Origin of the sequence: Arthrobacter sp. AOP36-A1-22, assembly GCF_052377615.1 — a bacterium.
In the GTDB taxonomy this organism is placed as follows: Bacteria; Actinomycetota; Actinomycetes; order Actinomycetales; family Micrococcaceae; genus Arthrobacter_H.
In genome coordinates this window covers 1-12,107 of record NZ_JBQSWX010000025.1, presented here as the reverse complement: position 1 = coordinate 12,107, position 12,107 = coordinate 1, and the positions used below count along the sequence as shown (strand labels likewise).

General features: G+C 64.1%; 14 protein-coding genes, 1 pseudogene and 1 riboswitch. Of the genes and pseudogenes, 5 read left to right on the top strand and 10 right to left on the bottom strand.

Going from position 1 to position 12,107, the window contains the following annotated elements:
• Positions 1–13 precede the first annotated feature (13 nt).
• Complete coding sequence (gene pknB / locus ACT3S2_RS13265; RefSeq protein ID WP_444554483.1) at positions 14–2,059, top strand: Stk1 family PASTA domain-containing Ser/Thr kinase; 2,046 nt, start codon at positions 14–16, stop codon at positions 2,057–2,059.
• A gap of 76 nt (positions 2,060–2,135) precedes the next feature.
• Here pknB and ACT3S2_RS13260 read toward each other — a convergent pair whose 3' ends face one another.
• The 3 genes from ACT3S2_RS13260 to ACT3S2_RS13250 form a co-directional block, all read right to left on the bottom strand.
• Positions 2,136–2,780, bottom strand: a complete 645-nt coding sequence (locus ACT3S2_RS13260; RefSeq protein WP_444554482.1) for an anthranilate synthase component II — start codon at positions 2,778–2,780, stop codon at positions 2,136–2,138.
• 2 nt (positions 2,781–2,782) lie between these two features.
• Entirely contained in the window at positions 2,783–2,947 is a 165-nt protein-coding gene (locus ACT3S2_RS13255) for a hypothetical protein (RefSeq protein ID WP_443383319.1), read from the bottom strand.
• A gap of 66 nt (positions 2,948–3,013) precedes the next feature.
• Positions 3,014–3,814 (bottom strand): class E sortase, encoded by an 801-nt coding sequence (locus ACT3S2_RS13250; protein WP_444554481.1) that lies wholly within the window; start codon positions 3,812–3,814, stop codon positions 3,014–3,016.
• A gap of 141 nt (positions 3,815–3,955) precedes the next feature.
• Between ACT3S2_RS13250 and ACT3S2_RS13245 the strand changes: the two genes are divergently transcribed.
• Positions 3,956–4,207, top strand: coding sequence for a cell division protein CrgA (locus tag ACT3S2_RS13245; RefSeq protein WP_444554480.1), 252 nt, complete (start codon positions 3,956–3,958; stop codon positions 4,205–4,207).
• A gap of 15 nt (positions 4,208–4,222) precedes the next feature.
• Here the strand turns inward: ACT3S2_RS13245 and ACT3S2_RS13240 are convergent, their stop codons facing one another.
• Positions 4,223–4,537, bottom strand: a complete 315-nt coding sequence (locus ACT3S2_RS13240; RefSeq protein WP_444554479.1) for a DMT family transporter — start codon at positions 4,535–4,537, stop codon at positions 4,223–4,225.
• 21 nt (positions 4,538–4,558) lie between these two features.
• A riboswitch (guanidine-III (ykkC-III) riboswitch) is annotated at positions 4,559–4,623 on the bottom strand.
• A gap of 70 nt (positions 4,624–4,693) precedes the next feature.
• Between ACT3S2_RS13240 and ACT3S2_RS13235 the strand changes: the two genes are divergently transcribed.
• Positions 4,694–5,185 carry a DUF3817 domain-containing protein gene (locus ACT3S2_RS13235; protein WP_444554478.1) on the top strand — a complete coding sequence of 164 codons (492 nt, stop codon included), beginning with the start codon at positions 4,694–4,696 and terminating at the stop codon, positions 5,183–5,185.
• Positions 5,186–5,229: 44 nt separating this feature from the next.
• On the opposite strand, the gene ACT3S2_RS13230 is transcribed toward ACT3S2_RS13235, so the two are convergent.
• Positions 5,230–6,141, bottom strand: a complete 912-nt coding sequence (locus tag ACT3S2_RS13230) for an ArgP/LysG family DNA-binding transcriptional regulator (protein WP_444554477.1) — start codon at positions 6,139–6,141, stop codon at positions 5,230–5,232.
• A 71-nt stretch (positions 6,142–6,212) separates the two neighbouring features.
• Between ACT3S2_RS13230 and ACT3S2_RS13225 the strand changes: the two genes are divergently transcribed.
• Positions 6,213–6,827 (top strand): LysE/ArgO family amino acid transporter, encoded by a 615-nt coding sequence (locus ACT3S2_RS13225; RefSeq protein ID WP_444554476.1) that lies wholly within the window; start codon positions 6,213–6,215, stop codon positions 6,825–6,827.
• A 28-nt stretch (positions 6,828–6,855) separates the two neighbouring features.
• On the opposite strand, the gene ACT3S2_RS13220 is transcribed toward ACT3S2_RS13225, so the two are convergent.
• From ACT3S2_RS13220 to ACT3S2_RS13205, 4 genes and pseudogenes are all read right to left on the bottom strand, one after another.
• Positions 6,856–7,827, bottom strand: coding sequence for a GNAT family N-acetyltransferase (locus ACT3S2_RS13220; RefSeq protein ID WP_444554475.1), 972 nt, complete (start codon positions 7,825–7,827; stop codon positions 6,856–6,858).
• A 677-nt stretch (positions 7,828–8,504) separates the two neighbouring features.
• Complete coding sequence (locus ACT3S2_RS13215; protein WP_444554494.1) at positions 8,505–9,026, bottom strand: rhomboid family intramembrane serine protease; 522 nt, start codon at positions 9,024–9,026, stop codon at positions 8,505–8,507.
• Positions 9,027–9,263: 237 nt separating this feature from the next.
• Positions 9,264–9,377 (bottom strand): annotated as a pseudogene (locus tag ACT3S2_RS13210) (rhomboid family intramembrane serine protease); the annotation flags it as partial.
• A 121-nt stretch (positions 9,378–9,498) separates the two neighbouring features.
• Positions 9,499–10,044, bottom strand: a complete 546-nt coding sequence (locus ACT3S2_RS13205; protein ID WP_444554474.1) for a peptidylprolyl isomerase — start codon at positions 10,042–10,044, stop codon at positions 9,499–9,501.
• A 170-nt stretch (positions 10,045–10,214) separates the two neighbouring features.
• Between ACT3S2_RS13205 and ACT3S2_RS13200 the strand changes: the two genes are divergently transcribed.
• A complete protein-coding gene (locus ACT3S2_RS13200; RefSeq protein ID WP_444554473.1) occupies positions 10,215–11,138 on the top strand; it encodes a hypothetical protein in 924 nt (307 codons plus the stop codon).
• 70 nt (positions 11,139–11,208) lie between these two features.
• On the opposite strand, the gene ACT3S2_RS13195 is transcribed toward ACT3S2_RS13200, so the two are convergent.
• Positions 11,209–12,107: DMT family transporter (locus ACT3S2_RS13195; protein WP_444561799.1), on the bottom strand; the 899-nt coding region annotated here is incomplete at its 5' end.

Here is a 12,107-nt window from a genome sequence, read left to right as displayed (position 1 = left end):
GCAGAGGAAATGTGTGACTGAACCCCGAATCCTGAACGCCCGCTATGAAGTCGGCGACCTCATTGGTCGCGGCGGCATGGCGGATGTTTACCATGCCCGCGACCTCCGGCTCGGGCGCGAGGTCGCGATCAAGCTGCTGCGTCGCGACCTGGCCCGCGATCCGGTGTTCCAGACCCGCTTCCGCCGGGAGGCCCAGGCCGTCGCCGGGTTGAACCATCCAGCCATCGTCTCCGTGTACGACACCGGCGAAGAGGATGTTGATGCTTCGGGGGACCACGTCACCAAGCTGCCGTACATCGTCATGGAGTATGTCCGGGGGAAGACCCTGCGTGATCTGTCCAAGGCCGGGGAATTGAATCCCCAGTCCTCGGTCAGGTACACGCTCGGCGTCCTGTCGGCCCTGGAATACAGCCACCGCATGGGCATCGTCCACCGGGACATCAAGCCCTCCAATGTGATGGTCACCGGCGACGACGCCGTAAAGGTCATGGATTTTGGTATCGCCCGCGCCATGTCCGATTCCTCGGCCACCATGACCCAGACGCAAGTCGTGGTGGGGACGGCCCAGTATTTCTCCCCCGAACAGGCCCGCGGGGAAACCGTCGATGCCCGCAGCGACCTGTATTCGGCAGGCTGCCTCCTCTATGAGCTGCTCACCGGCAGGCCACCCTTCACGGGCGACAGTCCCGTCTCCGTGGCCTTCCAGCATGTGAGTGAAAAGCCGGTCGCCGCCAGCGTCCACAACCCCGAAATCAGCCCTCGGATCGACGAGGTCATCTCCACGGCACTGACGAAGGACCGGGACGACCGCTATCAGGATGCCGCGGCTTTCGCTGCCGCGTTGCGCGCGGCCCAGGACGACCGCCCCGTTCCGAAGGATCTGGGCGATGCCACCCAGGCCCTGGCCGTCATGCCTATGTCGACCCAGGCGATGCTGACCACCGAACCACCCACGCAGGCCCTCGCTTCCGGGCCCCCCGGGAACGAGGGCAGGGAACGTACTGCCGCTCTGGCCGCCGAGGGCTCCGGCGGGGCCGGGGACACCGGGAAACAGCCTGCCGTGCACGCCACCGATTCACAAGAGTCCTTGCTCGCCGGGTCTTCGGGCCCCTCCCGGACCGACGAGGCCGACCGTCAACGCACGTCGCGCCGACGGGCATGGATCACCGTCTTTTCCATTCTGGCGGTGATTGTCATCGCCCTCGGTGCCTGGTTCTTCTGGAACTGGAGCCAGGACCAGCAGGAACGCAATGCCATGATCCCCGTTCCCGACGTATCGAACTTGTCGGTGATCGATGCACAGAACAAGATCTACGCCGCCAATCTGAAGCCCGTCACCAAGGAGGTCTACGACGACGACGTCGATTCCGGCTCCGTGGTGGGAACCGACCCGAAGGCCGGCTCCTCGACACGCAAGGACTCCGAGGTCCAACTGCTGGTATCTCAGGGCCCCGAACAGGTGACCCTGCCCAAGGACCTGGCCGGCCAGTCGGAGGCCACCGTGCGCAGCACGCTGGAACGGCTGGGTTTGGACGTCTCCGACGATGTGAAGCGCGAGAACACGGCGACCGTGGAACTGGGCAGCCTCATCGGGACGAATCCGAAGCTGGGGGAGAAGGTCAAGACCGGCAGTCTGATCGAACTGACGCTCTCCACGGGCAAGGTCACTGTTCCTTCGCTCATCGGCCTGGATGTGGACGAGGCGCGCAAGGTCCTCTCCGACAACGCCGTCGGGTTGCAACTCGAATCCGAAGAAAAGGAGAGCTCCAAGCCCGTCGATAGCGTCATCGAACAGACTCCCGTGGGTGGCAAGGATCTGGATCAGGACGGCACCGTGAGGGTCAAGATCGCGAAGAAGCCGGAACCGGAGGAATCCCCCTCTGCTCCACCGTCCGAATCCGAACCCGGATCGGATTCCAAGGAGTCCAAGGAGTCGGCGAAGGAAAGTTCAAAGAGTTCGAAGGCGGCCGAGAAGTCATCGGAGAAGGCTGCGTCCGAGTCGGCCAAGGCCTCCAAGAAGGCGTCAAAGTCCTCGAAGGCAGCCGAACCCTCCCCCTAGCCGCTGTCCCGTCCAGGAAACGCCGCTTCCTTGCCGAGGTGGGGGCTGGGCGGAACAGTGGCCAGGTGTGGCCGGATCAGTCGGTGATCAACGGGCTCAATTTCTCGGCGCGGGCCGCCGCACCGGAGAGGCCGAGTGCTTCCAGCCAGTTCCCCAGCATGTGGTACCCACCTTCGGTGAGCACCGACTCGGGGTGGAACTGGACGCCCCATAGGGGGGCCTCGCGGTGGGCCAGACCCATGACGACGCCACCATCGGTTTCGGCGATGATCTCCAACTCATCCGGGATCGACGCGCGGACCGCCGCCAGGGAATGGTAGCGGGTGGCCGTGAACGGATTGCTGATGTCGTGGAACAACGGGTGGGTTCCATGATGGACCGACGAGGTCTTGCCGTGCATGAGTTCCTCGGCGTGCGTGACGACCCCGCCGTAGGCCTCGGCGAGGGCCTGGTGTCCGAGGCAGACCCCCAACATCGGTTTGGCGTGTTCACCACACCAACGGATGAGATCGATGCAGACCCCGGATTCGCCGGGCGTCCCGGGGCCGGGGGAGACCAGGACACCGTCCCGGGCCTCGGCCAGTTCAATGGCCTGGGCCACCGTCACGTCGTCATTGCGCACGACGGTCGTTTCGGCACCGAGTTCGCGCAGGTAGCCGACCAGCGTATAGACAAAGCTGTCATAGTTGTCGATCACTAGGATCCGCGTGGGGGCGGGCATTGTCACTGCACCAGACCAATCGTTGATTCGGTCCATGGGCTGTACTGACTGGCCCAGGGAAACACGTATTCCATCAACACCAGTATGACGAGCACCGCCAGCAATGCTGAAATCAACAGACGCACCCACCACGGGCCGGGTAGCTTTCCGAATAACCATGCGTACACGCTCTGACTCCTTCACTGGGGTGGTGTTCTTCGATGGTGGCGGACCGGGGACGTAGATTTCCGGATTCAGCCGCCGCCGGTCGCGCGACCCACGGCTTCGGCGATCACCGCTGGGGGTCCCGCATCCAAGGGGCGCCATGATTCAAGCTCCGAATAGGCGATGATCCGCATCCGTGTCGTGAACGGCGGATGGCAACTGGTCATCGTCAGCAAGGATTCGCCGGCCTGTTCCCCGGGTTCGTGCGGCACCGGCAGCAGGACCTTGGAATCCGAGGGATCGACGATCTCCGTGCTGCGGTACCGGTAGGTGTAGTAGCCCTGCCGGGTCTGGACGTACAGCTGGTCCCCGTCGACCAGCTTGTCGATATCCCAGAAGACCTGTCCGTGGGTCTGCCGGTGCGCCGCGACGGCGAAGTTCCCCTGTTCGCCGGGCAATTGTGTCTGCGGGTAGTGTCCGATGCCCAAATGGTCGAGGACGTCGCTGCCTACCCCTTCGGAGATGGGCCGCGCATAGTCCTTCCCGAAGCGCGGCACATACAGGACCCCGAAGGTCTCCTCCCCGTCCAGGTTGGTTTTTTCCGGGGTGCCGTACTTCTTCCGGTCGGCATCGGCGGCCTCTGCCGATTGGGAAGGGCCGGTGGAGGCGTTCGCATCACCACCGGCGAATTCCTGCAGCGTTCTGGACGTCAGCTCTTCCTGGGCGCCATCGGCTTCAATGTTGGTCCACCACAGCTCCCATGCCACGAAAAGGAGAACGATGACCCCGAGCGTCACCAGGACCTCGCCGAGGCCACCGATGATCGCCGCGGATCGGCTCCGTCGACGCCCGGGTTTCAGCGGCGCTGTTGACTCGGGGACAGCGGGCACGAAAACCTCCTGACGCGGTACCGGTAGAATGTCGGTGACGTGGGTGGCCGCATGGATACTGCTGTGCCGGCCCCCACCCATGACAGTATCGCCCGGGTCGCAAACAACGAGTGTTTGACCCGCCCAAGGTCAGGAGTACCAGTGCCCGAGTCGAGGACCCGCCGCAAGGCCCGCAGGCAGTCTGAAGCCGCCAATAAGAACGGGGATGTCAAGGCCCTTCCGGTGTGGTACAAGCCGGTCATGTTCGGTCTGATGATCCTGGGGCTGCTCTGGATCATCACCTACTACATCTCCCAGGCCACTCTTCCGTTGGGGATCGCCGGCGGGTGGAACATCGTGATCGGCTTCGGTATCGCCATGGTCGGGTTCTTCATGACGACGCGCTGGCGTTAGCCGGGCCGAAGGGCCTCAGTCAACGTATTTGAGTCCGACGACGCATCCTACGAGGAGCATCAAGAGCAGGACCTTGACCCAACTGATGGATTCACCGTCGATTGCCATCCCGTAGATCACCGTCAGGGAAGCTCCGATGCCCACCCAGACGGCATAGGCGGTTCCTGTTGGTATGTCCTTCATGGCATATGCCAGTCCGCTCATGCTGACGATGAGCCCGCCTCCGAACACGAGGCTGGGCACCAGTTTTGAAAAACCCTCTGATTTGCCGAGGGCGATCGCCCATACCGCTTCGAACATTCCTGAGACAATCAGCACGAACCACGCCATGATCAACCACCGTTACCTTCCGGCGGCCGTCTTGTCGCTGTCCGGGTACGGCTCCCTCGTCCGGTCGGAGCAATCGGCTCCTGCCCGGCACGCTAGCACACCGCCATGGAGCAGGGACCTAGTCGTGAGATGCTGTATACCCGACGAAAGGACACCATGCCTCCCACTGCCACCCCTCTGACCGGATCCCGTCTGACACCCCAGCGGCTCTATGGTTTCCTGGCCACTGCCGAGATGTTCACCTGGGGGCTTCTGCTGCTGGGAATGGCCTTGAAGTACGGGAACATCAGCGACAAATTCGTTCCGGTCTTCGGGGGCATCCACGGACTGACGTTCATCAGCTATTGCGTGGTGACCTGCTTCGTCTGGGTCAATCAACGGTGGTCGTTCGGCCGGGGCCTGCTGGGGCTGGCCTCCGCCTTCATTCCGTTCTGCACGGTGCCTTTCGAACGCTCCGTCAAACGGGCGGGCCTGCTCGACGGCGGCTGGAGGCTGGGTGTCGGCGGGGATGAGCCCCATGGCTTCATCGAAATCGTCCAGGCATGGTGCCTACGCCATCCCCTTCCCGCGGTCATTCTGGGCATCGTTTTCATCGCCGTGGTCTTTACGGTGCTGTTGATGCTCGGTCCACCGGTTCCCCGGGGCTAGGCCGACACATTTCGTTGGCAGGCCTCGGGCCGCGGATCAGGTGCTCAGGGACGGGGTAGTTCCAACACCCCCGAATTCCGGGCAGCTGTCCGGACGGCTTCACCGACCCGCGCCAGGGCCGGGGAATCAAGCTTCCACCGCTGCCAATACAGCTCGACCCCGCGGGTCCAGTGCGGATCCAGGACCTCCAGCAGACCCTCTCCCGGGTCCTGCGCGTCCGGCACCATCCCCCATCCGAGGCCGTCGATGACCGCCCGGACGAACTGGGACGAGTCCGGTACATGGTGTCTCGGGGGCTCCGCCTGCACACCACAGACGGATCGGACCAGCGCGTGCTGCAGCTGGTCCGAACGATCAAAATCAACCATGGGGGCCACCGCAAGCCCCCGCGGGGGATCTTCAGCGAACCAGTGCCTCCTGAACGCCGCTGAAGCCATCGCCGTGTACCGCAGTGTCCCCAGGAGTTCGGTGGAACACCCCTGCACGGCCCTCCCGTCGGTCGTCACGGCCGCCATCGCCGTGCCCGCCCGCAACAACTCCGCCGAAACGGACTCATCCTCACGCAGGAGTTCGAGTTCAAGGCTTCCATCCTGGGCCAACAACCTGAAGGCGCCGGGGAACCAGGTCGCCAGGGAATCAGCATTGACGACCACCCTCACCGCCGCACGCACCGGGGTCCGGGCAGGGTCCGTGGCGCCCCCGCCGGAGAGTTCCGCCGCGGCTTCTGCAGCCAGGAGATCGGTCTGGCGCGCCAGGCGCAACAAGACCGTGCCGGCGGCCGTGGGCAGCGCGGGCTTTCCCCGACGGACGACCACGGTTCCGACCTGCGTTTCCAACGCCTTGATCCGTTGGCTCACCGCCGAAGGAGTCACCCGGAGCCGTGTGGCGGCTGCGTCGAAGGTGCCGGTATCGATGACCGCTGCAAAAGCGCGGAGCTGGTCCGCCGGAAAATCCATATTAGATATTCTAATGTCCCATGCATATCTTTAGCTGGTCTACTGCATGTTGCTCCGCTTACCGTTGACCAGTGACCTATTTTCCTTCCCTGCTCGCCGGACTGGGTTCCGGTTTGGCGTTGATCATCGCGATCGGGGCACAGAATGCCTTCATACTGCGCCAAGGCATCCGGCGCGAACACGTGCTCGGCGTTGTCCTCATCTGCGCCCTCTCCGATGCGGTCTTGATCTTCGCCGGCGTTGCCGGGGTGGGGGCCCTGGTCGCCACGGCCCCCTGGCTGCTGGTGCTGGCCCGTTGGGCGGGGGCCGCCTTCCTTGTCGGTTATGCCTTCGTGGCGCTGCGTCGGGTTGTCCGTCCTGCGGCGCTCACCGTCGACCGCGGGACCCCGGGGACCACCCGCAGGTCGGTACTAGCCACTGCTGCCGCGCTGACCTGGTTGAATCCCCACGTCTATCTGGACACCATGATCCTGCTCGGCACGATTGCCAGCGCCCACGGCGACCCGGGGAGGTGGATCTTCGCCGCCGGGGCCGTGCTGGGAAGCTTCCTCTGGTTTCCGGCGGTCGGATTCGGCGCCCGCCTCCTGGCCGGCTTCTTCGCCCGCCCCGGCTCCTGGCGGGTCCTGGATGGCCTGGTAGCCGCGGTCATGTTGTTGGTCGCCATCAGCTTGCTCACCGGGCCATGAACCTCGGCTGGGACGAGCGACGACACGGTCAGTCCAGTTGACGCCTATGGACCGTCCAGGTCCGGACCGCCGTGAACCCGGCCCGTTCGTAAACGCGGCCCGCACCGGTGGGGCTGGCTGAATCAACCGCCAGGTCCACCATCCGGTACCCATCGCGCTCTGCTTCCGTCACGATCCAATCCAACAGGGCGGAGGCCAGCCCTTGGTGGCGGGCGCGACTCCTGGTGCCCAGCAAGCTGACATGGATCTCCCCCTCGGCCCATTGACCACACAAGGCATATCCATCGACGCTTTCCACCGGATCCAGCCCGATATCCCTGGTGCGGACGACCGGGCTCAGGGACGCACGGAAGCTTCGGGCGGACTGCTGATCGGCCCATCGTTCCCGGGTCTTCGGGACCGCCCCCCAGTGATCGGCGAAGGCATCATTATGGGCCCGTCGGACCGCTTCTTCCATCTCTGCGGTGTAGACCTCTATCAGCGGCCCTTCCGTTGAGGGGGGCGCCTCCACGGTGTCACCGCGCCGACGCGGCAACTCGATCATCATGTCGGTGAAATATCGAACCGGGGCGTAGCCCCGCGACACGGCCATGCGTCCCGAGCTGGATCCTTCGGCTCCTGTTGCCAAACCCACGCTCACCGGAGCCCCGGGGTGCCTCTGCGCCGCCAATTCGCGCGCACGGGCCTCCAGGCCATCCATGATCCGGCGGCCGATTCCTCGGCCCCGGTGGTCCGGATGCACTCCACCATCGATGGTTGCCTTGGCCTGGCCCTCGAAGAGCACGTCAGCCACACGCAGCTGCCCAAAACCCACCAGTTCCTCGCCGTCCCACACCGCGATGCTGTCCCGTCCCGGATCGAATCCGGGTTCTTCCAGTTCTTCCGCGAGATCCTCGGCATCGTAGAACTCGTCGGTCTCATCGGCCTGCGCCAAGAGGTTCGTCAGACCGGACCAGGCAACGAGATCGACGGCTGACAGGGCGGAAAAGCGTATGGTCATGGATCCTCCAGTCATCCCCTGCCCCGATGCCGCCGGAATTTCCAGGGTGGACTCAAGATACAGGCGAGTGTTGTCCCACGTCACCTCCCCACCCCGTGTTCCACCGTGGTGTCAGGGGCCTGCTGGTGGGGTCGATCAGCGTTCCGGTCCGGGTTCACCCCAGTCATGCACATGCTGTGAATATAGTTATCCACAGCTGGGGATAGAGCTGTGCGTAACTATGTTCGATTAGCCCGCGCTGGCAGGGATGCAGGTCCCGGAAGGCATTCGAATTACATGGGTGTGAGTTATTAACAATGTGGACAACCCCTGTGGATGACGACTCGATGTTCGAATTTCCGCGTGATTTCGCGGTTTTGGTGTCCCCGGGCCGACGGGCACTGCTCGAAAGCTCGTCATGAAGCTGTACGCACAGGCTGTGCACGACAGTTATCCACAGGTGTGGATTGTTATGTGAATATTCAAGCGGATCGGCCCACGATTTGATGCCTTCGGGCCAGCACCCGGGGATGCGCGGACGGAATGTTCAGTGAATTACACGGCTGTGAGTTATTAACAATGTGGATAAACCCTGTGGATAGTCTTCCCCGGGAGCGACGAAAAAGGGGGTGGGCGGTGGAATGATTCCACCGCCCACCCCGTGGATGTGACCCGAATACAACCGGACCGCTGGTCGATCAACCCATTATTGGTTGGTACAGTGCGCGGATCGGTGCCCAGCCCAACCAGGTGAGTACGCCAAGCGCCACCACGATGATCCCGATGCCGCTCCATTGAAGGAGTGCCCGGTTCCTACCGCGCGGGGAAAAGACCAACACGGCCGCTACCGCACCACCGGTGACCAGACCGCCCACGTGGGCCTGCCAGGCGATGTTGGCGCCCGGCAGGAAACCGATGACTAGGTTGATGCCGATGATCACCAACACGGGGACGAGGTTGCCACCGTGGGCCTTGGTCACGACCATGAACGCGCCGAATAGCCCGAATACGGCGCCGGAGGCGCCGACCACCGCGACGTTCGGCGCCGCAAGAAGCAACACACCCACCGAGCCGCCGAAACCGGCCACCAGGTACAGGACCGCGAACCTCACGTGCCCCAGGGCCGGCTCCAGGACCCGGCCCAGGATGTAGAGGGCATACATGTTGAAGGCGATGTGCATGATCAGACCCGTGGAGTGCAGGAACAAGGAAGTGATCATGCGCCACGGTTCGCTCCCTGTGTACAGGCCGGCATAGAGCAGACGATCCGTCAGCCCCGGTATCAGGTACTGGCCTCCGAAGAGCACCACGCACAGGGCAATCACCGCATACGTGACGGTCGGACGTCCAGAGGTCAGCCGCCCGCCGGTGACCGTCTGCGGTCGGCGCCGTTCGCTGTTTGCCTGCGCGACGCATTCAACGCACTGGACCCCCACGGCGGCCGTGCGCTGGCATTCGGGACAGGCGGGGCGCCCACAGCGTTGGCAGCGAACGTACGAGGGACGATCGGGATGCCGCGGGCACGTCGGAACCGGCGTCTGGGGTTCCTGCTCTGGTTGGCCGAAGGCCATGTCATGCTCCTGGTTCGTGGTCAGGGATGGAAGACGAAAGGGCGGTCCCCGTCGGCTCCGGGGAGTCGATGGGGAACCGCCCTTGCTGTGCGGGGGATGTCCGCCGTGGCTGTTCCTGAGTCTAGAGGGCCTCGACGTCGATGCTTGAGACGACAACGTCCTCAAGCGGCTTATCGCGGCCATCGGTCGGAACCTTGTTCAGCGCGGCAGCAATTTCCCGGGATTTCTCGTCCGTCACCTCACCGAAAATGGTGTGCTTTCCCTGCAACCAGGTGGTCGGGACCGTCGTAATGAAGAACTGCGAACCGTTGGTGCCCCGGCCCATCTGCAGGCCGGCGTTGGCCATGGCGAGCTTATAGGGCTCGTTGAAGTCCAGATCGGGGTTGATCTCATCGTCGAATCGGTAGCCGGGGCCGCCGACGCCCTGGCCCAACGGGTCCCCGCCCTGGATCATGAAGTCGGAAATGATGCGGTGGAAGATCGTGCCGTCGTACAACGGGGTGCCGGTCTTCTCCTCGCCCGATTCCGGGTGGGTCCAGTCCTGCTCGCCGGTGGCGAGTCCGATGAAGTTCTTGACCGTCTTCGGGGCGTGGTTGCCGAACAGGTTGACCACGATGTCACCGTGGTTCGTGTGGATGGTGGCCTTATGCGTGGGGATTGCAGTCATGACTTCATTCTTCCACTTCCCCGCACTCATCCGTGAGCCCCCGCGGCAGGTCGACTACGCGGACAGTGAACATCGGTCCTGGACGGTAGCCTCACCCACGTCGTGAATAGCCCGTCAACCCTCCAACGCGTAGGCTAGGCGTGGATACTCCAACTACTTGGGAGGAACGTGTGAAGAAGAAGAAGCGAATGGCCCGAGATCTGCGTTGTTCGGTCAATGCCGGTACCGGGAATGCCCGTGATTGGGCAGCCCCGAAGGTAGATGCAGCCGTCAACTGGGCGGTGCCCCGGCTTGAGAAGGGCGTCGAGAATGCCTCCCCGCGCATCCAGGAGGGATTCCAGCGTGCCACCAATGAAATTGCCGGTGGTGTCGCCAAGGTGACCCCGAAGATCCAAGACGGTCTCGACAAGGTCGCTCCGCGCATCTCCCAGGCCGTCGATGACGTTTCTCCGCGGCTGCAGGAAACCCTCGACAAAGCCACCCCGGCCTTGCAGCATGCCCGCGATGTCGTGGTCAATGACTACATCCCTTCCGCAAGTGCACGTCTGGGCGATGCCGCCGGATACGCGGCGCGTCGGTTGGATGATGTCCAGGTTCCCGCTCAGGTCGAGCAGGCAGTTGCCCGGGCCACCGGTGACAAGAAGGCACTCAAGCGGGCCCAGAAGGCCGCAGTGACCGCAGCCAAGGAAGCCTCCAAGCAGCTCAAGCGCGAAAAGGCCCGTCAGAGCCGTAAGCGCGGTTTCCTGGTCTTTGGCATCATCGCCGCGGTGGTCACCGCAGGAGTGGCCGCCTGGCGTGCTTCCAAGCCCGTCGAGGATCCTTGGAAGACCCCGGTCGAGCCGGCCCCCGTCCCCGCGCCGGTTCCGGCTCCCGAGACCCAGCTGAAGACCGAGGACGTGCACACCCACGTCACCGAGGCCACGGCACAGGCCAAGGCGGAAACCGAAGAGCCGAAGGCACCGGTCGCAGCCGAGCCGACACCGAAGGCACCCGAGGCCGCAAAGGCCCCTGCCGCCGAGGAGGGCACGGACGCCCCGAAGCCGGGCCCGCGGAGCTCCGCACGCCGGCGTGCCGACGATTCGGACGATAAGTAAGCATTCATCCGAAACGCGTGAAGCGGCGGTGATCCTGAAGGATCACCGCCGCTTTTGTCTTGTCTGGTGCTCAGTCATCCTGGACGGCTGGCAGGTGCCGTAGGCTCCGCCCTTGCCCCCAGACCACTGCCAGGAGCCCGAGTAGGATCAGGATCAGCCCCAGGTACGTTCCCACCGGCGGGCTCTGACCCAGGAAGATCCCGGCCAGGATCGCCGCTCCCGGGATCTCCAGCAGGATGATCATCGAGACCACCAGTGGCCCCAAGGCCACGACCAGGTGGTTGAAGACAGTATGGCCCAGCAGTTGGGAGGCAACCGTCAGCGCGATGATCCCGACCCATCCGGCGAGCGGGAACCCGACGAGCTGTTCCCCCATGAGCACGGACATGATCAAGAGCATGGCGGCCGTCAAGGCGTAGCACACCGTCGTATAGCTTCCGGTGTCCATCGTGGCCCGGGCCTTGCTACCGGCAAGCGTGTAGGCCCCCGCAAAGGCTCCTCCGACCAATGCCAGTAGGTCTCCGAGGAGGGCTTCTGCCGACCCGTCGCCGACATCGAAACCGGTGATGACAACGACTCCGGCCAAGGACAGGGCCATGCCCCACCCGACCTGCTTGCCCAGAGCAGCTCCACGGAGTCGTTGGAAGCCGGCGATCCAGGCGGACTGCAGGCACACCAGCGCAGTAGCCGCAGCGACGGTGGTCAAACGTACCGAGGTCATGAACGTGGCGAAGTGCAGGGCCAACGCGACGGCCGCAATCAGGCAGTACTTCCATTCGCGGTGCGTGGGGAACCGCAGTCGTCCGCGGCTTTGGACCGTGGCCATCACGCCCATGGCGCCGGCACCGAGTCCGTTGCGCCAGAAGGCCATGGCCAAAGGCGGGACACTGGGCGTAGCCGCAACGAGGGGCCCGGATGCGGAGACTCCAAGGACGCCTACGAGAGCCAGCAGGAAGATCACATGACCAC

Excerpts from the sequence above, each read along its gene's own strand:
- ACT3S2_RS13260 (WP_444554482.1), bottom strand. The coding sequence starts at position 2,780 with ATGCCCGCCCCCACGCGGATCCTAGTGATCGACAACTATGACAGCTTT.
- ACT3S2_RS13235 (WP_444554478.1), top strand. The coding sequence starts at position 4,694 with ATGCCTCCCACTGCCACCCCTCTGACCGGATCCCGTCTGACACCCCAG.
- ACT3S2_RS13240 (WP_444554479.1), bottom strand. The coding sequence starts at position 4,537 with ATGGCGTGGTTCGTGCTGATTGTCTCAGGAATGTTCGAAGCGGTATGG.
- ACT3S2_RS13220 (WP_444554475.1), bottom strand. The coding sequence starts at position 7,827 with ATGACCATACGCTTTTCCGCCCTGTCAGCCGTCGATCTCGTTGCCTGG.
- ACT3S2_RS13215 (WP_444554494.1), bottom strand. The coding sequence starts at position 9,026 with ATGATCACTTCCTTGTTCCTGCACTCCACGGGTCTGATCATGCACATC.
- ACT3S2_RS13205 (WP_444554474.1), bottom strand. The coding sequence starts at position 10,044 with ATGACTGCAATCCCCACGCATAAGGCCACCATCCACACGAACCACGGT.
- ACT3S2_RS13230 (WP_444554477.1), bottom strand. The coding sequence starts at position 6,141 with ATGGATTTTCCGGCGGACCAGCTCCGCGCTTTTGCAGCGGTCATCGAT.